Here is a 22,251-nt window from a genome sequence, read left to right on the forward strand (position 1 = left end):
GGACTGCACTGCGGAGCGCACCTCCTGTCTATGACATTTCACGCTCGATAGCGGTGAAAGCCTGACTGCGCGAGGCACGCCGGATCGCCCGCATGGACGGCGGCGGACGCGACGCGACGCAAAAACAAAAACGCCCGCGCGAACGCACGGGCGTCTGAAACCGCTGAAGCGTCTGGAGCGGCTGCGGCTCAGGCCAGCAAGCTACGCAGCATCCACGCGTTCTTTTCGTGCAGCTGCATACGTTGCGTGAGCAGGTCGGCGGTCGGCTCGTCAGATGCAGCGTCCACCGTCGGGAAAATACCGCGCGCGGTGCGCGTCACCGCTTCCTGCCCTTCGACCAATTGACGAATCATCTCTTCGGCTGCCGGTACACCCTCGGCTTCGGGAATCGACGACAGCTTCGCGAACTCCTTGTAGGTCCCGGGGGCCGGGTAGCCCAGCGCACGAATACGCTCGGCAATCTGGTCGACGGCCAGCGCGAGTTCGTTGTACTGACCTTCGAACATCAGATGCAGCGTGTTGAACATCGGGCCGGTCACGTTCCAATGGAAGTTGTGCGTCTTCAGGTAAAGGGTGTAAGTGTCGGCCAGCAGATGGCTCAATCCGTCGACGATACGCTTGCGATCCTTTTCGCTGATGCCGATGTTCACGCTAGCCACATTATTCTTCTTTGCCATGGTCTGACTCCGTTGGTTATGGCGCCCCCTTCGTATGGCGGGGGCACACTTCACTGCAATGAAAATGCCGGCGCCGGCCAATAAAGCCCGGCTTTCGCTGGCATCGATCGAGTCTATCGGGATCGTGTGACGATACCCGTCACACCTGGGTGGGATACCTCCCTCGCGCCGATGTTCCGCGCGAGCGATCTCCGTACTTTCCTCGAGACGGGCGCGCCGCCATTCCGGGTACACTGCGCGCATGTCCGCCGACCCCGCAGATCCCGACTACCATCTGTCGATGCCCGAGCACCGCGCCACGCAAGACGCCTCGAGCCCCGCCACGCCTCCGGCGCAGACGCCGCTGCCCCCTCTGCCGCGCCAACTCCTGGTGACGCCCGACGTCGCGTCGCGCACGCAGATCGCGGGGTTCGCGTCGCAGCTAGCGCAAGCGCTCGCCCGAGGTATCCGGCTCGTACAGCTTCGCAATCGTTCGCTCGATGCCGACGGCTACCGGGCCTTGGCCGAGAGCGCCCTGGCGTTGACGCACGCGGCCGGCGCGAAACTTATCCTTAACCCGCCGCCAAGCGTTGCGGATCTCTGGCTCGACGCGCCGAACGGGGTGCATGCCAGCACCGTTCCGCAGGCCGACGGCTGGCATCTGACGAGCGCTCGGCTCATGACGTGCCAGAGTCGCCCAGCGGGCTGGAAGCTCGTGAGCGCCGCCTGTCACGACGCCGCACAGGTCGAACGCGCCACGCGTCTGGGCCTCGACTTCATTACCCTCTCGCCCGTGCTCGTCACCGCGACCCATCCCGATGCCAAGCCGCTTGGCTGGCCCGCGTTCACCGCGCTCGCCGCGCAGACGTCTTTGCCGGTGTTTGCCCTCGGCGGTATGCGAGCCGACGCCCTCACCAGCGCGCGCAACGCCGGCGCTTACGGCATTGCCGCAATACGGGCCCTCTGGCCGTAGTCGAACCGGTTGAACTGGCCGTACCCGAACCCGTTGAATAGTGCACGCAGCCTCGAATCGTAGTCGTCCTCGCGCGGCTGCGGCTCAGCCCCCCCCAACGCCTCGCCTGTCGTCGACGCCACTGCCTAATGCACGTCACAGGCACCGGCATCGGCACCGCCACAGACACCGGCACCGGCACCAACATCCGCATCGGCACAGGCACAGGTATTGGCATTGGCATTGGCATTGGCATTGGCATCAACTGGAAGCCTGACTCCCCGCAAAGCCGCTGCCACAGTAGATTAATTCTCTTTATCAAAACGGTCGAATGAATCGTTTTTATGCATTTCATAGCCAACAGCAATACGCCGCAGCGCGATGCTACGGCGTATGACCATTACGTGGGCGACACGGATTAGGCGAAGTTAGGCGGTAACCGGCGTGGCTACCCCTCGTGTCAATTCGATGTTGCCGGCAGATCGAGCGGAATCACGCCCGGCAGATGGCATCTGGCGATGGCTTGCGCCACGGCTTCGATGGCCGGCAGCCGCGTGAAGCTCTTGCGCCACGCCAGCACGACACGACGGTCGGGCACCGGCGCCGAGAACGGCACATAACGCAGCAGACTGTCAGGCACCTGCGTTTCGGGCACAGACGTCTTCGGCAGCACAGTGATGCCGACGCCGCTCGCGACCATGTGGCGAATCGTCTCCAGCGAGGAGCCTTCGAACGTCTTCTGGATCCCGTCGGCATTTTGCGAGAAGCGCATCAGTTCAGGACACACGCCCAACACGTGATCGCGGAAACAATGCCCGCTGCCCAGCAGCAGCATCGTCTCCTGCTTGAGATCGCCCGCGTCGATGTGCGCACGCTCGGCCCAGGGGTGCGACCGCGGGAGCGCCACGACGAACGGTTCGTCGTAAAGCGGGCGCACCATCAGGCCGCTCTCCGGGAACGGCAGCGCCATGACCGCCGCATCGATTTCGCCCTGCTTGAGCAGTTCGATGAGCTTGAGCGTGTAGTTCTCCTGCAGCATGAGCGGCATCTGCGGCGTCGTCTCGATCATCTGCTTGACGAGGGACGGCAACAAATACGGCCCGATCGTGTAAATCACGCCCAGACGCAGCGGCCCGGCAAGCGGATCGCGTCCCTGCTTGGCGATTTCCTTGATGGCGATGGTCTGCTCGAGCACGCGCTGCGCCTGCGCAACGATCTGCTCGCCGAGCGGCGTCACGCTCACTTCGGCGGCGCCACGCTCGAAAATCTGTACGTTCAGCTCGTCTTCGAGCTTCTTGATGGCCACCGAGAGCGTCGGCTGGCTGACGAAACAGGCTTCCGCGGCGCGACCGAAATGGCGTTCGCGCGCCACCGCCACGATGTACTTGAGTTCCGTGAGGGTCATGTCGTCTTAACCTGTGTAAATTAATCGAGTTACCGCAATCGATAGATTTTGTTTTTTATAGCACAATCGAGCGGCAATTGCCCGTTTTCGGTCGACGTCCGCGTTGATGCGTGCGTTGATGCGTGTGTTGAAGTCACCGCTGGTGCCCTGCCCCCTGACGGTCGCGCCAACACCGGGAATCATGCCTTCAGAAAGTCTTCTCGTGCGCCCAGCCAACGCTCCAGGTGCGCCGCCACAGCACCAGGATGCGACGCGAGCAGCTCGTCGGCGGCTTCCTGCGCGCCCGGGATCAGCCAGCCATCCTCGTTCAGGTCGACAAAGCGCAACATCGCCGCGCCCGACTGCCGCGCGCCGAGAAATTCGCCCGGGCCGCGGATTTCCAGATCGCGTCGCGCGATGACGAAGCCGTCTGTGGTCTCGCGCATGGTCTGCAAACGTGCCTTCGCGCCCATCGATAACGGCGACGCGTACATCAGCAGGCACACCGATTCCGCAGAACCACGTCCGACGCGTCCACGCAACTGGTGAAGCTGCGCAAGCCCGAAACGCTCCGCGTGTTCGATCACCATCAGCGAGGCGTTGGGCACGTCCACGCCCACTTCGATGACCGTGGTCGCCACCAGCAGATGGGTGTCGCCGCGCGTGAAGTCGTCCATCACGGCGGCCTTCTCCGCCGGCGAGAGCCGCCCGTGCACCAGGCCCACGCGCAGGTCGGGCAGCGCCGCGACCAGTTGCGCGTGCGTGTCGACGGCCGTCTGCAATTGCAGGGCCTCGCTCTCCTCGATCAGCGGGCAAACCCAGTACACCTGACGACCGGCCAGCGCCGCCGCCCGAACACGCTCGATCACTTCCGGACGCCGCGTATCGCTGATCAGCTTGGTGACGACGGGGCTGCGGCCGGGCGGCAACTCGTCGATCACGGAAACATCCAGATCGGCGTAGTACGTCATCGCGAGCGTGCGCGGGATGGGCGTCGCGCTCATCATCAATTGATGCGGCATGGCGTTGGCGCCCATACCGGCGGTTTGCATCTTGCTGCGCAGCGCCAGACGCTGCGCCACGCCGAACCGGTGCTGCTCGTCGACGACCGCCATGCCCAGCCGGGCAAACGTGACGGTGTCCTGAATGATGGCGTGCGTGCCGATGACGAGCTGTGCGTCACCGCTCGCCACGCGCGCAAGGGCCTCGCGCTTTTCCTTTGCCTTCATGCTGCCCGCCAGCCACGCCACCTCGACGCCCAATGGCGCGAGCCAGCCAGAGAGTTTGCGCAGATGCTGCTCCGCGAGGATCTCGGTCGGCGCCATGATCGCCGCCTGATACCCCGCGTCGATGGCCTGGGCGGCGGCCAGCGCCGCAATGATCGTCTTGCCGCTGCCCACGTCGCCCTGCAAGAGGCGCTGCATTGGATGGGGTTCGGCAAGATCGGCGCGGATCTCGGCCCACACACGTTGCTGGGCGCCGGTCAGACGGAATGGCAGTGCCGCCTCGAAGCGTTCAAGCAAACCGCCCCGCACCCGCGCGCCGAGGGCAGGGGCCGCGAGCCGCCGACGCGCCGCCTGCGCGCGTTTGAGCGAGAGTTGCTGCGCGAGCAATTCCTCGCACTTGATGCGCAGCCATGCCGGATGCGAGCGCTCGACAAGCGCTGTCTCGGACACATTGGGCGGAGGCGCGTGCAGCAGATGCACGGCGTCGGCCAGCGCCGGGAGCGGATGGTCGGGCCCCAGAACACGCTGGAGCAGCCCTGGCGGCAACAACTCCGGTAGCGGCGTGCGCGCCATCGCGTTGTGGATCGCCTTGCGCAGATACGCTTGCGACAGGCCCGCCGCACTCGGATACACCGGCGTCAGGGATTCCGGCAGCGGCGCCGCGGCGTCCTGCACCACGCGATAGGCGGGGTGCACCATCTCCAATCCGAAGAAGCCGCCACGCACTTCGCCTCGCACGCGCACACGCGTGCCGACGGCGAGCTGCTTCTGCTGGCTGCCGTAGAAATTCAGAAAACGCAGCACGAGCTCGTGGCCTTCGTCCGCAATACGTACGACCCATTGACGGCGCGGCCGGTAGGCCACTTCGCTCGACGTGACGACACCTTCCACCTGCGCCAGTTCGCTCGGCAGCACCTCGCCGATCTTGCGCAGCGTGGTTTCGTCCTCGTAGCGCATCGGCAGATGCAGAATCAGGTCGATGTCGCGCTTCAGACCTAGCTTGACGAGCTTGTCGGCAGTGCCCGAGCCGGTCGTCTTGCGTACAGCGGTCTTCGCGGTGTTCGAGGATTTGCCGGACTTGACGGACGCCGTCTCGTCGGCCCCCGTGGGTGCGGTATCTGACGCAGCCGACGTGGCCGGGCGCCGCGCGCGCTTCGCCGCGGGACGTGGCGCGACGCCGACCTGTGCGTCATCGGCATCGGCAAGATCCACGAGGTCAGCAGGGGCGTCGTCAGGCGCGGTGGCGGGCATTCTGCGTTCGGTCATGCAGTCGCGAGTCGGGGACGTTCGGCCGCGAGGCGCACACCGTGCCGGCAGGCCTTCGGACGAACCAAGTAAAATGTCGGTTGCTACGCATTGTAAACGCTGATGTATACCCTTTCCGATTTCGATTTCGACCTGCCACCCGAACTGATCGCGCAGACGGCCCTCACCGAGCGCACCGCCAGCCGCCTGCTGGAGGTCGACGGCAGTGTCACGCCGCCGCATCTGTACGACCGGCGCTTCGCCGATCTGCCTGGCCTGCTCGCGCCCGGCGACCTGCTCGTATTCAACGACACCCGTGTCATCAAGGCACGCCTGTTCGGCCAGAAGGCGAGCGGTGGCAGGATCGAAGTGCTCGTCGAGCGCGTGATCGACAACCGCACCGTGCTCGCGCAGATCCGCGCGAGCAAGAGCCCGGCGCCGGGCACCGTCCTGCACCTGGCCGACGCGTTCGATGTGACCGTCGGCGAGCGCGTCGAACCGTTCTACACGCTGCATTTCCCGGACGACTGCTATACGCTGCTGGAGACCTACGGCCGCCTGCCGCTGCCACCGTACATCGCCCACGACGCCGACGCCGCCGACGAAACGCGCTACCAGACCGTCTATGCCCGCAACCCGGGCGCGGTGGCCGCGCCGACCGCCGGGCTGCATTTCGACGACGCCCTCTTCGCCCGCCTCGACGCGCTGGGCGTGCATCGTGCCACGCTCACACTGCACGTTGGCGCGGGCACGTTCCAGCCGGTGCGTGTGGAGAACATCGGCGAGCACAAGATGCACTCGGAGTGGTACGAGATCACCCCGTCGCTGGTCGATGCCATTGCCGCCACGCGCGCGCGCGGCGGCCGCGTGGTGGCGGTCGGCACGACGTCGATGCGCGCCCTGGAGTCGGCCGCACAAGCCACGCTGGCCGCGGGCGGCACGCCGGGCACGCTGCGCGCCGGGAGTGCCGAGACGGACATCTTCATCACGCCCGGCTACCGTTTCCAATTGGTCGACCGGCTCATCACCAACTTCCACCTGCCCAAATCGACGCTGCTCATGCTGGTGTCGGCGTTCTCGGGAATGGAGACGATCCGCGCGGCCTACCGGCACGCCATCGAGCAGCGCTACCGCTTCTTCAGCTATGGCGACGCGATGATCCTCTCGCGCGTGGCACCTCACGACGCACCGAAAGCCGCCGCCTGAGCGCCATCTGAGCGATTCCGCCCGACGCCGCACGGCCGTGCGACCCGGTACAATACTGCCTTGGCCGCGCATGGGGCGCTGGCCGCTTTTTTGACGTCCCGTGCGGGCGCCGGCTTGTGTTGCCGGTGGTGCCGGGGCGCACGACACATGCTCAAGTTCGAACTCATCACCACCGACGGGCAAGCCCGCCGGGGGCGCGTCACGCTCAACCACGGCGTGGTCGAGACGCCCATCTTCATGCCGGTCGGCACCTACGGCTCGGTCAAGGCGATGTCGCCGGCCGAACTCGTCGAGAACAACGCCCAGATCATCCTCGGCAACACCTTCCACCTCTGGCTGCGCCCGGGGCTGGAGACGATTGCCGCCCACGGCGGCCTGCACCGCTTCATGGGCTGGGATCGTCCGATTCTCACCGATTCCGGCGGCTTTCAGGTGTTCAGCCTCGGTGAGCTGCGCAAGATCAGCGAAGAGGGGGTGAAGTTCGCGTCGCCCGTGAATGGCGACCGTCTCTTCCTCTCGCCCGAAATCTCGATGCAGATCCAGCATGTGCTCAATTCGGACATCGTCATGCAGTTTGACGAATGCACACCGTACGAGATCGATGGTCGCCCGGCCACGGAAGTCGAGGCCGGTCAGTCGATGCGCATGTCGATGCGCTGGGCCAAGCGCTCCATCGACGAATTCAACCGTCTCGAGAATCCGAATGCGCTGTTCGGGATCGTGCAGGGCGGCATGTACGAACATTTGCGCGACGAATCGCTCGCCGGGTTGTCGGAACTGGACTTCCACGGCTATGCGATCGGCGGATTGTCGGTCGGCGAGCCGAAGGAAGACATGATGCGCGTGCTAGAGCACGTGGCGCCGCGGCTGCCGGCGAACAAGCCGCATTACCTGATGGGGGTCGGCACGCCCGAGGACCTGGTCGCGGGCGTGGCCGCGGGCGTCGACATGTTCGACTGCGTGATGCCCACGCGTAACGCCCGAAATGGCTGGATCTTCACCCGATTCGGCGATCTGAAGATCCGCAACGCTTCGCACAAGACCGATACACGTCCGCTGGACGAAACTTGCGGCTGTTACGCCTGTCGAAACTTCTCGCGCGCCTACCTGCACCATTTGCAGCGCGCCGGGGAGATTCTGGGCGCGCGGCTCAACACCATCCACAACCTGCATTACTATCTCACGCTGATGCAGGAAATCCGGGATGCCATCGAAGCCCACCGTTTCGACGCGTTTGTCGCCCAGTTCCGGGCCGATCGCGCGCGCGGCGTGCATTGACGGCCGGCACGCGCAAGCGGGCGCCGAAACCCCGGGGGCCGGGGTTGGGCAGTGGTAAAATGTCGGGCTTGGATCCTGCATCCACGCACCGAAACACACGCCGCGCGTGTCCGGAGTCCCGGCCACACGCGGCTTTTACACGTCTTACATAAGGAGAACCGAAAGTGCTGATTTCCAATGCCTTCGCTCAGACGGCAGGCGCCGCGAGCCCGACCAGCAACCTGATGAGCTTCCTGCCGCTCGTGCTGATGTTCGTGGTGCTGTACTTCATCATGATCCGTCCGCAAATGAAGCGTCAGAAAGAAACGCGCAACATGCTGGCGGCGCTCGCCAAGGGCGACGAAGTCGTGACCTCGGGCGGTCTGGCCGGTCGTATCACGAAGGTCGGCGAGACCTTCCTGACCGTGGAGATCGCCGAGAACGTCGAAATCAACGTGCAGAAGGGCGCCGTCACCACCCTGCTGCCGAAGGGCACCATCAAGGCGCTCTGAGCCTTCGCGCCACCGTACGCGGCCGCCCACCGGCGGCCGCTGTGCATGGCGACGCCGGTCGTGGCGACCCTCGTTGCCATGCACAGCCGGTCTGAAGCACGGTTTGCCACATGGCATCACCCTAGCCCGCTGCTATGAATCGCTATCCTCTCTGGAAGTACATCCTCATTCTGGTGGCGCTTGCCATCGGGGTGTTCTATACGCTGCCCAACCTGTTCGGTGAAACACCGGCAGTACAGATTTCCAGCGTCAAGGCGACCGTCAAGGTCGATGCCTCGACGCTCGCGCGCGCCGAAGACGCGCTCAAGGCGCAGAACATCGCCTACCAAGGCGCCGTGTTCGACAGCACGGGCAACAACCCGAGCGTGCGCATTCGCTTCGCCGACACCGATACGCAATTGCGCGCCAAGGACATGCTCCAGACGGCGCTGAACAGCGACCCGACGGACCCGACCTACGTCGTCGCGCTCAACCTGCTCTCGGCCTCGCCGGAATGGCTCACCCGAATCCACGCGCTGCCGATGTATCTCGGTCTCGACCTGCGTGGCGGGGTGCACTTCCTGCTGCAAGTCGACATGGCCGGCGCCATCACCAAGCGCCTGGACGCGAGCGCCGCCGATGCCCGCACGCTGCTGCGCGACAAGAACATCCGCCACAGCGGCGTGACGCGCACGGACACTGGCATCGAAGCCGTCTTCAGCGACCAGAACGACGCCGAGCGCGCCCGCGGTGCCCTGACCGACGGCCTGCCCGATCTGTCCTACACCACGCAAGCCGGCCCGAACGGAACGTTCAAGGTCGTGGGCGCCTTCACGGAAGCCGCCCGTCGTGCGGTACAGGACAACGCCGTCAAGCAGAACATCGTCACGCTGCATAACCGGGTGAACGAACTCGGTGTGGCCGAGCCGGTGATTCAGCAGGAAGGCCCGGACCGCATCGTCGTGCAGTTGCCCGGCGTGCAGGACACCGCCAAGGCGAAGGACATCATCGGCCGCACGGCAACGCTCGAAGCGCGTCTGGTCGATCCGGACGCCCCCCGCCTCATCACGGCCGACACACCGGTGCCGCCGCAGGACGAATTGTTCCTGCACGGCAACGGCGCGCCGGTGATGCTCAAGCGTCAGGTGATCTTCAGCGGCGATCGCATCACCAGCGCGTCCGCGGGCTTCGACGATCACCAGCAACCGTCGGTCAGCATCAAGCTCGACGCCGCCGGCGGCCGTGTGCTGCGCGACGTCTCGCGCGACAACATCGGCAAGCCGATGGCCATCGTGCTGTTCGAAAAGGGCAAGGGCGAAGTGCTGACGGTGGCGAACATCCGCAGCGAACTGGGCCAGAACTTCCAGATCACCGGCATGGGCTCGGCGCAGGGCGCCAACGACCTGGCACTTCTGCTGCGCGCCGGTTCGCTGGCCGCCCCGATGGAGATCATCGAAGAACGCACGATCGGTCCGAGCCTGGGTGCCGATAACGTACACAAGGGGGTCGACTCGGTGATGTACGGCCTGATCGCCATCGCGTTGTTCATGATGGCGTACTACATGCTGTTCGGCGTGTTCTCGGTGATCGCCCTGCTGTTCAACCTGTTGCTGCTGGTGGCCGTGCTCTCGATGATGCAAGCCACGCTCACGCTGCCCGGGATTGCGGCGATCGCGCTCACGCTCGGTATGGCCATTGACGCCAACGTGCTGATCAACGAACGCATTCGCGAAGAACTGCGCGCCGGTGCGTCGGCACAGAAGGCGATTTCGCTGGGCTTCGAGCATGCCTGGGCGACGATTCTGGACTCGAACGTGACCACGCTCATCGCCGGTCTGGCGCTGCTGGCGTTCGGTTCGGGCCCGGTGCGCGCATTTGCCGTGGTGCACTGCCTGGGTATTCTGACCTCGATGTTCTCGGCCGTGTTCTTCTCGCGCGGTCTGGTCAACCTGTGGTACGGCAGCCGTCGCAAGCTCAAGACGCTGGCGATCGGTCAGGTCTGGCGCCCGGACGGTGCGAAAAACGCACCCGACGCAGGCGAGCAATAACCGCAGGCGCGAGAGGAAACAGTCATGGAATTTTTCCGCATCAAGAAAGACGTGCCGTTCATGCGGCACGCCCTGATCTTCAACATTATCTCGGCGCTCACGTTCGTGGCGGCGGTGTTCTTCCTGCTCACGCGGGGCCTGCACATGTCGATCGAGTTCACCGGCGGTACGGTCATGGAAGTGGCCTACTCGCAGGCGGCCGATCTCGAGAAGATTCGAGGCGAAGTCGGCAAGCTCGGCTATCGCGACGTGCAGGTGCAGAGCTTCGGCACCTCGCGCGACGTGATGATCCGCCTGCCGATTCAGAACGGCTCTGACGGCAAGCAGGTCACCAGCGCGCAGCAAAGCGACGCCGTGATGTCCGCCCTGAAGGCCGACGCCCCCGACGTGCAGTTGCGTCGCGTGGAGTTCGTCGGTCCGCAGATTGGCCACGAGCTATTCACGGATGGCCTGCTGGCGCTGACCTTCGTGGTCATCGGCATCATCATCTACCTGTCGTTCCGCTTCGAATGGAAGTTCGCCGTGGCCGGCGTGATCGCCAACCTGCACGACGTGGTGATCATTCTAGGCTTCTTCGCCTACTTCCAGTGGGAGTTCTCGCTGGCCGTGCTCGCGGGGGTGCTGGCGGTGCTCGGCTACTCGGTGAACGAATCGGTCGTGATCTTCGACCGGATTCGCGAGACCTTCCGAAAGATGCGCAAGGCGACGGTGCGTGAAGTCATCGACCACGCCATCACGACGACCATGTCGCGTACGATCATCACGCACGCGAGCACGGAAATGATGGTGCTGTCGATGTTCTTCTTCGGCGGACAGACGCTGCACTACTTCGCCCTCGCCCTGACCGTGGGTATTCTGTTCGGTATCTACTCGTCGGTGTTCGTGGCTGCGGCCATCGCGATGTGGCTCGGCGTGAAGCGCGAAGACCTCATCAAGCACAGCAACAAGGATGGTGAGGAAGGCGTCGATCGCAACGACCCGAACTTCGGCGCGCGAGTCTGACGGGCTCACCGCGTTCCATCAGGAAGACCGCCGGCATGTCCGGCGGTTTTTTTTCGCGTGCGCGTCGTGCGAACACCGTGTTCCTGTCGCCCTGGTCATCGCAGAGCGCGTTGCCACGGCCGCAGCTCCCGCCGCCGCGATCGATGCGGCCCTCACCATGCAAAACGGGCCGCAGAAGCGGCCCGTTTTGTTGTGTCATTGAGGCGATGAAAGCGCGCTTGAGGCCCTACGCCCTCAAACGCCTTCAACCGTCGTCAAACGCGCTTGGCGAGCGACTCGGCGATACCGACGTAGTTCGCGGGCGTCATTTGCAGCAGACGGGCCTTCGCGTCTTCCGGAATGGCCAGTTGCTTGATGAAGTCCTGCAGCGCCTCACGCGTGATGCCCTTGCCGCGCGTCAGCTCCTTGAGCTGCTCGTACGGGTTGGGAACGCCGAAGCGGCGCATCACGGTCTGCACCGGCTCGGCCAGCACTTCCCACGTGTTGTCGAGGTCTTCGTTCAGACGCTGCGGGTTGACTTCGAGCTTGTCCAGACCGCGCTTGCACGAATCGTACGCGAGCAGGCTGTAGCCGAACGCCACGCCGATGTTGCGTAGCACGGTCGAGTCGGTCAGGTCGCGCTGCCAGCGCGAGACCGGCAGCTTGTCGGCCAGGTGGCGCAGCACGGCGTTGGCCAGACCGAGGTTGCCTTCCGAATTCTCGAAATCGATCGGGTTGACCTTGTGCGGCATGGTCGACGAACCGATTTCGCCGGCCTTCGTCTTCTGCTTGAAGTAGCCCACCGAGATATAGCCCCAGATGTCGCGGTTCAGATCGAGCAGGATGGTGTTGGCGCGCGAGACGGCGTCGAACAGCTCGGCCATGTAGTCGTGCGGCTCGATCTGGATCGTGTACGGGTTGAACGTCAGGCCCAGGCGCTGTTCGATCACGGCCTTCGAGAAAGCTTCCCAGTCGTAGTCCGGGTAGGCCGAGAGGTGAGCGTTGTAGTTCCCGACCGCGCCGTTCATCTTGGCGAGCAGTTCGACACGGCGAACGCGCTCCAGCGCGCGTGCCAGACGCACGGCGACGTTGGCCAGTTCCTTGCCGAGCGTGGTCGGCGACGCCGGCTGACCGTGCGTGCGCGAGAGCATCGGCTGGGCGGCGTGCTCGCGGGCCAGTTCGCCGAGTTTGGCGACCAGCGATTCGAGCGCGGGCACGACGACCTTGTCGCGCGCACCCTTGATCATCAGGCCGTGCGAGGTGTTGTTGATGTCTTCCGACGTGCAGGCGAAGTGGATGAATTCACTCGCCTTCTCGAGTTCCGCCTGGCCCTGCACCTTCTCCTTGAGCCAGTACTCGACGGCCTTCACGTCGTGGTTCGTGACCTTTTCGATGTCCTTGATGCGCTGCGCATCGGCGTTCGAGAACTGGGTGGCCAGGTTCAGCAGGAACGTCTCCGCATCGGCCGAGAATGGCGCGATTTCCGCGAAACCGGCCTTGGACAGGGCGATCAGCCAATGGATTTCGACCGTCACGCGGTGGCGCATGAATGCCGCCTCGGACAGCCACGGACGCAGGGCGTCGGTCTTGCTGGCATAACGGCCGTCGAGCGGGGAAAGCGCGGTCAATGGGGAGAATTCGTCGGACATGGCACTGGGCACCGAAAAAGAAAATCGGGGGAGCCGGCGAGCCGCCAACTCGGAAAGGCCAGTATTTTACCATTCTCGGCCTCGCCCATCCCGGCGCGGATCCACGTCGTCGCAATTCCGGCCTCGCTCGCCCTGTGCTGAGGCATTCGCAACACGCGCACGCGACACCCCGGAGCGCACGTTATACTCTCCCCCGCGCTACCGCGATTTATCAAGGATTCACATGAAGTTGATCGGCGCCCTCGCCAGTCCCTACGTTCGCAAAGTCCGCATTGTGCTGGCTGAGAAGAAGCTCGACTACAAACTCGAGCTGGAGAACGTGTGGGCAGACGACACCCGTATCCAGCAGTCCAACCCGCTGGGCAAAGTGCCGTGTCTGGTCATGGAAGACGGCGAAGCCGTGTTCGACTCGCGCGTGATCTGCGAGTACCTCGACACGCTCTCCCCGGTAGGCAAGCTCATTCCGCCCTCGGGCCGCGAACGCGCCGAAGTGCGCTGCTGGGAAGCGCTCGCCGACGGCCTGACGGACGCCGCCGTGCAGATTCGCGTCGAAGCGATGTTTCACGACGAGGCCTCGCGCTCGCAGGCGCTCATCGACCGCCAGCGCAGCAAGATCGACGAAGGGCTGCGGGCGATGGCACGCGGACTCGACGAACGCCAATGGTGCGCGAGCAACCGCCTGACGCTGGCCGACGTGGCCTTGGTCTGCGCGCTCGGCTATCTCGATTTCCGGTATCCGGAGATCGCTTGGCGCGACACGCACCCCAATCTTGCGGACCACTTCGAGCGCATGTCCGCGCGCCCGTCGGTCGCCGACACCGTCCCCACCCTGTAGTCCACCTGTCCGCCGATCGCCGATACCGCCCCCGCGAGGTAGTCCACCCTATCCGCAGGTCGCTGACACCGTCCCCACGCGGTAGTCCACCCTATCCGCCGGTCGCCGACATCGTCTCCGCGAGGTAGTCCACCCTATCCGCCGATCGCCGACATCGTCTCCGCGAGGTAGTCCACCCTATCCGCCGGTCGCTGGGCCAGCGCTGCGCTCTTGCCCGCGCGCGGGCATGACGACCGCTGGCCGGTCGCGTCCGTGGCCGCCGGCGGCTTCCGCCGACGGGCTGCGCGTGAGCAGCGCCCCTACCCCTCGCAGCAAGCGCCAGGCGCGCGCCGTCGCGGCCGCGTCCGAGGCGCCATCGCCGCGTTCCGAGGCCGGCCGTGTCCTGCCGGACGAACGGGTGTCGTTGTTCGTGTCGACAAGCACGGTGGCTGGCTGCATGGGCTGCATGGGCTGTGTCGACGGTGTGGGCTGCATGAAATGTGTGGGACGCGCGGTCTGAACGGTCTGAACGGTCTGAACGGTCCGAACGGTCTGCATGGACTGCATGGGTTCCGTGGACTGTGCGGACTGCGTGGGCTGCCCGGACGGCACGGGTCGGATGCGCGGCGTGCTCTCGCCAGGCCGCATAGGCGGTGCGGACACGACAGGCGCTGAGTTCGCCTCGCGCAGACGCGTGTACCCGGCCATCACTTTGCGCACGTAATTCTGCGTCTCCGGGAACGGCGGGATCTGACGCCCGTAACGCAGCACGGCGCCCTCCCCCGCGTTGTAGGCCGCCAGGGCCAGCGTCAGATCGTCATCGAAGCGCGACAGCAGCCAGCGGATGTAGGACGCCCCGGCTCGCACATTTTCCGCGGGATCTTCGAGACGTCTTACGCCGAAGCGCTCACCGGTGCGCGGCAGCACCTGCATCAACCCGATCGCGCCCCGCACTGAGACCGCCTGCGGGTCATATCCCGACTCGGTATCGATAATGGCGTGCAGCAGCGCGGCGTCGACCGACGCCACCTGCGCCGCGCGTTGTACCAGCGAGTCGAAAGGCAGCGCGGGCTCGGCAGACGTCAGTGCCGCCGTGTCGCGAGGGCTGGCGATGACGGAGGTCGGTGCCCCCGTGTCGCGGGGGCTGGCGACGACAGACGTTGGCGCCATCGTGTCGCGGGGGCTGGCGACGATAGACGTCTGTGCCGCCGTGTCGCGCGGGCTAGCCACGACTGGCGCTTGCGCGGGTCGCGCCAACGCCTCTGGCGTGGCGCGCGGCACGGGCACCACAAGCTGTGCCTCAGCCACTCGCGGGTGACGCGGCAGCAATCGCGCGTCCATCGCCCAGGCCGACATTGACGGCCCCAGCACGCTCAACACACTCAGTACGCCGCCCGCGAGCCGAGCGTTCCACCAGCGAGAATTCCGAATCGAACGCCCACTCATGCGCCGTCTCCCGAGGTCGAGCACGTGGGCGCGTCCTGCGTGTCGCGTCCGATGCAACCGTCCTGCGGCATCCCATCGGCATCCAGTGTGGCTTTCGCCGCTTGCACTTCATACGGCAGGTCGAGCGCGAGCCGCAGAATCGCGGCCACCGCATCGAACAGATCGGCGGGAATCGGGCCATCGATCTCGACGTCGTCCATCAGCCGACGCGCCACCGGCACATGCTCGACCACCGGCACGCCTTCGCGCTCGGCGAGGCGCACGATGGTTCGCGCGCGCGCGTTGCGACCCTTCTCGATCACGAGCGGCACGGGCGTCTCGCCGGGCACATAGCGCAGGCAAATGGCCAGTCGCGTCGGGTTGCGCACCACCGCCGTCGAGCGCTTCACGTTGTCGGACAGACTGCCGCTCTCGATCGTCTCGCGGTGAATGTCGCGCCGCTTGTTCTTGATCTCCCGGTCGCCCTCGACCTCCTTGGATTCCCGCTTGATCTCGTCATGAGACATCATCAATTGCTTGCGCAGTTGATACTTCTGATAAGCGAAGTCGAGCCCGCCAAACACCACATAGGCAACGACCAGCACCGCCATCAGCCAAAACAGCAACCGGGCCGTGAGAGCAAGGCCGCACGACGGCCCGCACTGCGGCAGCGCGGCCAGCGACGGCGTGTACTGTCGGATGAGATAGAAAAAGACCACGGCCAGTACCGCCACCTTGACGAGCGACTTGCCGAACTCGAAGAACGACTGCATCGAGAACAACTGCTTGGCCTTGGCGATGGGGTCGATACGCTCGTACTTGGGACGAACGCTCTCGGGCGCCACGAGCATGCCCACCTGCAGCACCATCGCGAGCCACGTGGTCACGATCAACAGCACGGCGAGTCCGCCGGCGAAACGCACGAAGAGCAGCAGCGATGGGCCGAGCATGCCGTGCACGGCATCTTCCACCGGATCGTTGAGCCCTCCCAGCATGCGCGATACAAGGGCTTGCAACGCGTCGTACAGCGCCGGGCCTTCGAAGGTCAGCCACGCCAACACCACACCGAGCTGCATGCACACGGCAAGATCGGCACTCTTCGCGACGCGCCCCTTCTTGCGCTCGTCCTCGATTTTCTTGGGGGTAGGCGGCTGGCTCTTTTCGCTCATGTCGACCTCACGACGCGGGCAGCGCCAACGCGGCCCAGGCGCGAAACACGTCGGGCAGGCGATACCAGCTCTGCAGCGGCACGGCGATGGCGAACGGCAGGCTGGCCACCGTCACCAGCAGCGCCATCGCGCTTTTCACGGGCATGGCAAGAAAGAACACGTTGAGCTGCTGCGCGGCGCGGTTGATAAAGCCCATCGACATATCGACGAGCACCATCACGACCATCGCAGGCAACGCCACCGCCACGCACATCACCTGCATCGCCTGCCAGAGCGCGAGCAGCCAGGCAACGCTGTCGTCATGCCATTGCCACGGCTGGCCGACCGGCAGTGCGGCGTAGGAGTCATAGAGCGCGGTGAGTAATGCCTGCGCCGCCGGGGTGACAAAGAACAACACACAAAGCATTTGGGTAAGCGCAATGCCGAACACCGACGACTGCGCCCCCATCAGCGGATTGAGCACACTCGCCATGGACGCGCCGCGCATCGTGTCGATCACGTACCCCGCCATATCGACGGCCCAGAAAGGCAGCGCTGCGGCAAATCCCAACAGGCCGCCAATGCACAGCTCGCGCAAAATCATCATGCCCCACGCGCCCCAGTGCGACGGCATGTCCGGGCTCGCATGCACGAGCGACACGACCGGCAACGCAAGCGCCAGCACCAGCGCATTGCGCAGCATGCCGGCGCCAAGCATGCCCACGGAGAACACGGGCAGCAGCATCGCGATGCCCAGCGGGCGGAGCATCGCCACGCCCCACGCCACCAACCAGCCGTACAGGTCGGCCCACAACGGCGAAAGCAAGGTGTCGACGCCAGGCGCCATGCCCGGCACGAGGGAGGACGTCATGGCACTCACCGCATCCGGCTGATCTGCTCGAACGCGTTACCCGCGTAATGCAGCAGCACGTGACCCATCCACGCGTAGGTGGCGGCCAGCGTGACCGACACCGCGATGAGTTTGATAAGGAACTGCACGGTCTGGTCCTGCACCTGCGTGAGCGCCTGGACCAGCGAGACCAGCACGCCGACCGCCGCCGCCACCGCCACGGTGGGCAGCGACATCAGCAGCGTGAGCCAAAGCATCTCGCTCGTGAGATTGACGACGATGGCTTCGCTCATGGACGCGCTCCGTGATCCGTCATGCGTAGGAGAGCATCAGCTGACGCACCAACTGCTCCCAACCGTTCATCATCACGAAGATCAGCAGCTTGAACGGCAGCGCAATGGTCATGGGCGAGACCATCATCATGCCCATCGCCAGCAGGATGTTCGAGATCACCAGATCGATCACGACGAACGGCAGGTACAGCAGCAGCCCGATCTTGAAGGCTTCGGCCAATTGGCTCAGCGCGAATGCCGGCATCAGCACGAGCAGGGAATCGCTTCCCAGTCGGTCGCGATGCGCCTGCGGCCACGTCTCGCGGCCAACGCTCGCGAAGAAGTCGCGTTGTCTCGCATCGGTGTGACGGGTGAGAAACGCGCGGTAGGGCGACAGGATGCTCGCATCGACATCGGCCACGAAATCCTTGGACGACAGCGACACGGGACGCGCCTCGAGATTGGCCTCGATGTCGAAGGCTACCGGGGCCATGATGAAACACGTGAGCACGAGCGACAGGCCGTAAATGGCAATATTGGGTGGGATCTGCTGCGTGCCGAGCGCATTGCGCAACAAGGCAAACACGACCGCCAGCTTCAGAAATGCAGTCCCCAGCACCACCAGCAATGGCATGATCGAGAGCAGCGACAGCAGGACGATGAGCTGCACCGGGTGGTCGAGCAGGGACATGCAAACTCCAATGAGCGTCGTTGACTGCCGGGCTAGGTCTTCGGTCAGCGCTGACAAGGCAGAACGGGGACGGGCGACGCACCCTGCGCCAAACGCAAACCAAATGCCGACGAACGCCGACGAATGATGTCGCCGGAAGGGTTCACCGCGCACCCGGTCGGCGTTGCGCAACGCAAGCGACGCGCGCACGCCACAACCTTCCGTCGAAGGATGTTAGGTCGTCTCCGAATGCACGCCCATCCGGTCACGACCCGAAATATCGCTGGGAAAATCGTCGCAAATGGGCATGCCGTGTTCGGGTGGCGCGGCGTCGATCGCGCCGTCGGCGGTGGGCGCGCCGATCATGCCGTCGATGCACACCGCGAGTCCCCCGTCTTCGAAACGCAGCAAGCGTCCGGTGGCCCACGGGGCATCGTCGCGCTGGAGCGTGATTCGATCGGCAGGCAGCGCGCAGGCGGTGGCCTCGCTTTGGGAAACCGCATCGTTGCCTGAACGCCAGGCGGTCAGCCACGGAATGGGAAATTGCCTCTCGGCGACAAGGGCAGCCAACCGCACGATGACGGCTTCGGGGTGCGATGCAGCGCCTGTCGACACGGTGTCGCCGGAAGGGTCGGCGTCAGTGCCATCGAGGTGAACGACGCGATGATCCAGCGGCGATCCACCGCGCATGGCGATGGCGCGGTCACCGTCCACCAGCCAGTACTCACCACTCGCGATGTCGGCCGCCACGTCGAGGAGCACGGCATCTCCCACCTGGAGCCGCTCGCATTGCGCGCGGGGCAGTGTCGCCCATCCAGCCACCAGCGCACATCGACGCGCCGGCAATCCCGACGGATCGAGCGCGGTGTCGCGGGGCGTCGCCCGTCGGCAGCGCTCTCGCAACCACGACGTTGCGCCATCGACGTACATCAACACCAACCGCCGCCCGTCTCGCCGCAACACCATGCCCACGCGCCACGCCGTGTCCACCTGTGCAGGCGCGACGGCTGTCGCGCGCGGCCATGACGCGGTGTCGGAGGCGGCGTCCGTGGCATCGGTCACGTATGCGCCGTTGCCCGCGCGCTCCGTGTCGCCCGCATTTCCCGCATTTCCGGCATCTCCCACCCCCCAGACAGTGCCCTCACCTCCCTCACTTCCCTCACTTCCCTCACTTCCCTCACTTTCCTCACTTTCCTCACTTTCCTCACTTTCCTCACTTTCCTCACTTGCAGCACGTCCAGCACGTCCCTCACCCCGCGCGCCGCCCGCAGTATCGGACAACGTGTCCGTACGCTCCTCGCTCACCGCCAGCGTGAGCGATGCCGCACTCGCCTGCCACGCAGGCGGCAACGCGTCCCACGACGGTACCGGCAAGCTCGGCGCGAGCCAGTCGCACCACTGCTGTGCGTCGCACCAGAAGCGCGTCTCGCCGACGACACCGTCGTCGACACGCGCCGTCACCATGAGCCCCTCCCCGCCCGAACGAAGCCAGCCGACGCAGACTTGGGTATCGCCTTCGACAAACGCCACGCAGGCAACGCCCGCGAGCGCGTCGTCCAGCGGCCCCGGCCGTGGTGTGACCTCGACGTCTGGCTCAAGGCGCATAGCGCGCCTCGACTTCGATCATGACGGGCAACTTCAGCCGCGACGTCAGCGCGCGCTCGAGCCGGCCGCGATGCGCGAGCAAGCGACGGTACATCGTGAGCTGCACACATAGCAAACTCACCGTGACGCCCTGCCGTCCCCGCCGCGCTTCGACGACCAACGTATCGAGCGCGCCGCCATGCACCAAGACACGCAACGAACTGCCGCCGTCCCAGTTGGCCTCCTGACGCGCGTGCCAGACGCGCAGCCAGCGCAGCACATCGGCGGGACCGGACACGCACGCAGCAGGCTCGCACGCCAGGCTGAATGTCCGTTCGCGACGGTTGTCGCTTCGACGAACGCCGGGCGTCGTGGTATCACGTCGAGGCGAGGACGATCGGTCGCCCGCGCTGACGAACGCATCGGCCGACAGGCCACTTCGGTGAAGGGTACGCATCGTGAAGTCCTCTTGATGGCAAACGTGATGAGCGCGTTTCGTTCGACATGGGCGCGCAATCCCCTTGATTCCCTTGATTCCCCTGGCGACGGGCAATGACGCCGGGCGTCGCTCGCGCCCTGCAGCGCATTCACCGACGGTAAAGCGTCAGCAACTCCCGCAACTTCTCCTGCTTGCGTGCATTCGCCTGTAGGCGCTCGCGCTGCTGGCGCACTTCGGCGTCGGCGAGCTGCGCATGCGCGAGCGCGGCGCTGTGACGGTTGCGCGCCTCGCCCAGCGCCGCGCGTAGTGCTTCCACCGCACTCGGTGCGCCGGCGGCTTCGCGTCGTCCGTAGACGCCACCACGCGACAACGCGTCCTGCCACACGCGACGTTGCGCGTCGCACGCCTGCTCGCACGCCGTGACCACCGCCTCTGCCTCGCGCGCGGCGACCGTCATGCGGGCCAATGCGGCGCGCAGGCCGGCTTCGCGGCGTCGAGCGAGAGCGGCCAGCGCGGCGAGGCGCTCGCCCGCTTTCAGTTCGCCAGATGTTCGAGCCATGCGCGTGTGTCGTCGAATGGCGCCACGTCATGCCGCGCCTGGCAAAGAAAGGCGCGGATGTCCGGGGCGCGGGCCAGCGCGTCATCGGTCTCGGGATCGTGGCCTGGCTGATACTCGCCAACGCGAACCAGCAACTCGACCTCCGCCGCGAGCGCCATCGCGCGTCTGACGCGCGCTGCCGCGTCAACATGCGGCGCGTCGGTCACCGCCGCCATCACGCGCGAGAGGCTCTTCGCGACGTCGATGGCGGGATAGTGATTTTCCTGCGCGAGACGCCGCGACAGCACGATGTGGCCGTCGACGATCGAGCGCACCTCGTCGGCCAGCGGCTCATCCAGGTTGTCGCCTTCGACGAGCACCGTGTAGAACGCGGTGATGCTGCCGCGCGCTCCGGTCCCTGCGCGCTCCAGCAACCGCGGCAGACGCGCATAGAAACTCGGCGGCAGGCCGCTCGTCGCCCCAAGCGGCTCACCCGCCGCCATCCCGATATCGCGCACGGCGCGACCGAAGCGCGTCAGAGAGTCCATGAGCAACAACACGTCCTTGCCGTCGTCGCGAAGCGCCTCGGCGATGGCCGTCGCGGTGTAGGCCGCTTTCATCCGTTCCAGGGCGGGACGATCGGACGTCGCCACGACACACACGGTTCGTGCGCGTGCCTCGGGGGTGAGGGCCGTCTCGAGAAACTCTCGCACCTCGCGCCCGCGCTCGCCGATCAGGGCGACGACGATGACATCGGCCTGCGCCCCCTGGCACATCATTGCCAGCAGCGTGCTCTTGCCGCCGCCCGCCGCGGCGAAGATGCCCAAGCGCTGGCCGCGCCCGCAGGTGAGCATGCCGTCGATAGCGCGAATGCCGATGGGCAGGCACGTGGTCACGAGCGCACGCGTCATGGCCGGCGGCGGCTCGCCGTCCAGGGACCGCCATGCAACGCCGGACATCGGCCCCTCACCGGTTGCCGTCGCGGCTTCGGTTGCGGTTGCGGTTGCGGTTGCGGTTGCGGTTGCGGTTGCGGTTGCGGGAACCAATGGTCGCCCCAGCCCGTCGAGCACCTCGCCGATGAGGTGATCGCCCACGGCCACGCGCGAGGACGTTCCCAGCGCCTGCACCAGCGCACCATTGGCTACGCCGTTCGGCTCGGCATACGGCGCGAGCCAGACGTGCCGCCCTTCCACCGCGATGACCTCGGCGTCCAGCGACGGCGAGACCACGCGGCATTGCTCGCCGAGCGCCGCGCCCGGCAAGCGGGCGCGCATTGCGTTGGGGGTGATCTTGTCGATGCGCCCAAAGCGCCCTTCGCCACCCGACGTCGCACGCCACGCGTCACACGCCTTGCGCCGGGCATCGAGCGTTCGGCCAAGCCCGTTGGCGATGCGGGCGGCGTCCGGGCGACGCATC

The 22,251-nt window shown here is 65.6% G+C and carries 21 protein-coding genes; 8 read left to right on the top strand and 13 right to left on the bottom strand.

The window, feature by feature from the left end:
• Nucleotides 1-188: 188 nt before the first annotated feature.
• Complete coding sequence (locus PEP31012_RS04550; RefSeq protein WP_150588173.1) at nucleotides 189-677, bottom strand: Dps family protein; 489 nt, start codon at nucleotides 675-677, stop codon at nucleotides 189-191.
• Nucleotides 678-1,029: 352 nt separating this feature from the next.
• On the opposite strand from PEP31012_RS04550, the gene PEP31012_RS04555 reads away from it, so the two are divergent.
• Both PEP31012_RS04555 and PEP31012_RS23575 read left to right on the top strand, forming a co-directional pair.
• Nucleotides 1,030-1,629 (top strand): thiamine phosphate synthase, encoded by a 600-nt coding sequence (locus PEP31012_RS04555; RefSeq protein WP_174978153.1) that lies wholly within the window; start codon nucleotides 1,030-1,032, stop codon nucleotides 1,627-1,629.
• Between the two features lie 128 nt (nucleotides 1,630-1,757).
• Entirely contained in the window at nucleotides 1,758-1,943 is a 186-nt protein-coding gene (locus PEP31012_RS23575) for a hypothetical protein (protein ID WP_174978118.1), read from the top strand.
• Between the two features lie 125 nt (nucleotides 1,944-2,068).
• Here the strand turns inward: PEP31012_RS23575 and PEP31012_RS04565 are convergent, their stop codons facing one another.
• Both PEP31012_RS04565 and recG read right to left on the bottom strand, forming a co-directional pair.
• Nucleotides 2,069-3,013, bottom strand: a complete 945-nt coding sequence (locus PEP31012_RS04565; protein WP_150588174.1) for a LysR substrate-binding domain-containing protein — start codon at nucleotides 3,011-3,013, stop codon at nucleotides 2,069-2,071.
• A 179-nt stretch (nucleotides 3,014-3,192) separates the two neighbouring features.
• Nucleotides 3,193-5,484: an ATP-dependent DNA helicase RecG gene (recG, locus tag PEP31012_RS04570; protein WP_150588175.1), complete on the bottom strand. Its 2,292-nt coding sequence runs from the start codon at nucleotides 5,482-5,484 to the stop codon at nucleotides 3,193-3,195.
• Nucleotides 5,485-5,586: 102 nt separating this feature from the next.
• Between recG and queA the strand changes: the two genes are divergently transcribed.
• From queA to secF, 5 genes are all read left to right on the top strand, one after another.
• Complete coding sequence (queA, locus tag PEP31012_RS04575; protein ID WP_150588176.1) at nucleotides 5,587-6,669, top strand: tRNA preQ1(34) S-adenosylmethionine ribosyltransferase-isomerase QueA; 1,083 nt, start codon at nucleotides 5,587-5,589, stop codon at nucleotides 6,667-6,669.
• A gap of 147 nt (nucleotides 6,670-6,816) precedes the next feature.
• Entirely contained in the window at nucleotides 6,817-7,947 is a 1,131-nt protein-coding gene (gene tgt, locus PEP31012_RS04580) for a tRNA guanosine(34) transglycosylase Tgt (RefSeq protein WP_150588177.1), read from the top strand.
• 224 nt (nucleotides 7,948-8,171) lie between these two features.
• Nucleotides 8,172-8,438 (top strand): preprotein translocase subunit YajC, encoded by a 267-nt coding sequence (gene yajC / locus PEP31012_RS04585; protein WP_246171184.1) that lies wholly within the window; start codon nucleotides 8,172-8,174, stop codon nucleotides 8,436-8,438.
• A gap of 134 nt (nucleotides 8,439-8,572) precedes the next feature.
• Nucleotides 8,573-10,465: a protein translocase subunit SecD gene (gene secD / locus PEP31012_RS04590; RefSeq protein ID WP_150588179.1), complete on the top strand. Its 1,893-nt coding sequence runs from the start codon at nucleotides 8,573-8,575 to the stop codon at nucleotides 10,463-10,465.
• Between the two features lie 24 nt (nucleotides 10,466-10,489).
• Nucleotides 10,490-11,467, top strand: a complete 978-nt coding sequence (secF, locus tag PEP31012_RS04595; RefSeq protein ID WP_130025002.1) for a protein translocase subunit SecF — start codon at nucleotides 10,490-10,492, stop codon at nucleotides 11,465-11,467.
• Between the two features lie 254 nt (nucleotides 11,468-11,721).
• Here secF and purB read toward each other — a convergent pair whose 3' ends face one another.
• Nucleotides 11,722-13,095 carry an adenylosuccinate lyase gene (gene purB, locus PEP31012_RS04600; protein ID WP_150588180.1) on the bottom strand — a complete coding sequence of 458 codons (1,374 nt, stop codon included), beginning with the start codon at nucleotides 13,093-13,095 and terminating at the stop codon, nucleotides 11,722-11,724.
• 223 nt (nucleotides 13,096-13,318) lie between these two features.
• On the opposite strand from purB, the gene PEP31012_RS04605 reads away from it, so the two are divergent.
• Nucleotides 13,319-13,930, top strand: a complete 612-nt coding sequence (locus tag PEP31012_RS04605) for a glutathione S-transferase family protein (RefSeq protein WP_150588181.1) — start codon at nucleotides 13,319-13,321, stop codon at nucleotides 13,928-13,930.
• Between the two features lie 177 nt (nucleotides 13,931-14,107).
• Here PEP31012_RS04605 and PEP31012_RS23810 read toward each other — a convergent pair whose 3' ends face one another.
• From PEP31012_RS23810 to PEP31012_RS04655, 9 genes are all read right to left on the bottom strand, one after another.
• Nucleotides 14,108-15,355 (bottom strand): lytic transglycosylase domain-containing protein, encoded by a 1,248-nt coding sequence (locus PEP31012_RS23810; protein WP_246171150.1) that lies wholly within the window; start codon nucleotides 15,353-15,355, stop codon nucleotides 14,108-14,110.
• Entirely contained in the window at nucleotides 15,352-16,503 is a 1,152-nt protein-coding gene (locus PEP31012_RS04615) for an EscU/YscU/HrcU family type III secretion system export apparatus switch protein (protein ID WP_150588182.1), read from the bottom strand. The genes PEP31012_RS23810 and PEP31012_RS04615 overlap by 4 nt, the downstream gene beginning before the upstream one ends.
• Nucleotides 16,504-16,510: 7 nt before the next feature.
• Nucleotides 16,511-17,353 (bottom strand): type III secretion system export apparatus subunit SctT, encoded by an 843-nt coding sequence (gene sctT / locus PEP31012_RS04620; RefSeq protein WP_150588183.1) that lies wholly within the window; start codon nucleotides 17,351-17,353, stop codon nucleotides 16,511-16,513.
• A gap of 5 nt (nucleotides 17,354-17,358) precedes the next feature.
• Nucleotides 17,359-17,625, bottom strand: coding sequence for a type III secretion system export apparatus subunit SctS (gene sctS, locus PEP31012_RS04625; RefSeq protein WP_150588184.1), 267 nt, complete (start codon nucleotides 17,623-17,625; stop codon nucleotides 17,359-17,361).
• 19 nt (nucleotides 17,626-17,644) lie between these two features.
• A complete protein-coding gene (sctR, locus tag PEP31012_RS04630) occupies nucleotides 17,645-18,295 on the bottom strand; it encodes a type III secretion system export apparatus subunit SctR (protein ID WP_150588185.1) in 651 nt (216 codons plus the stop codon).
• 213 nt (nucleotides 18,296-18,508) lie between these two features.
• Nucleotides 18,509-19,879, bottom strand: a complete 1,371-nt coding sequence (locus tag PEP31012_RS23585; protein ID WP_174978119.1) for a hypothetical protein — start codon at nucleotides 19,877-19,879, stop codon at nucleotides 18,509-18,511.
• The gene (locus PEP31012_RS04645) at nucleotides 19,869-20,315 is read right to left on the bottom strand and encodes a hypothetical protein (RefSeq protein WP_150588187.1); all 447 of its coding nucleotides are present in this window, start codon (nucleotides 20,313-20,315) and stop codon (nucleotides 19,869-19,871) included. Before PEP31012_RS04645 ends, PEP31012_RS23585 begins: the two co-directional genes overlap by 11 nt.
• Nucleotides 20,316-20,445: 130 nt before the next feature.
• Nucleotides 20,446-20,856: a hypothetical protein gene (locus PEP31012_RS04650; RefSeq protein WP_150588188.1), complete on the bottom strand. Its 411-nt coding sequence runs from the start codon at nucleotides 20,854-20,856 to the stop codon at nucleotides 20,446-20,448.
• Nucleotides 20,832-22,250, bottom strand: coding sequence for a FliI/YscN family ATPase (locus PEP31012_RS04655; RefSeq protein WP_150588189.1), 1,419 nt, complete (start codon nucleotides 22,248-22,250; stop codon nucleotides 20,832-20,834). The genes PEP31012_RS04650 and PEP31012_RS04655 overlap by 25 nt, the downstream gene beginning before the upstream one ends.
• Nucleotide 22,251: the final 1 nt, after the last annotated feature.

Source organism: Pandoraea eparura (genome assembly GCF_902459725.1).
In the GTDB taxonomy this organism is placed as follows: domain Bacteria; phylum Pseudomonadota; class Gammaproteobacteria; order Burkholderiales; family Burkholderiaceae; genus Pandoraea; species Pandoraea eparura.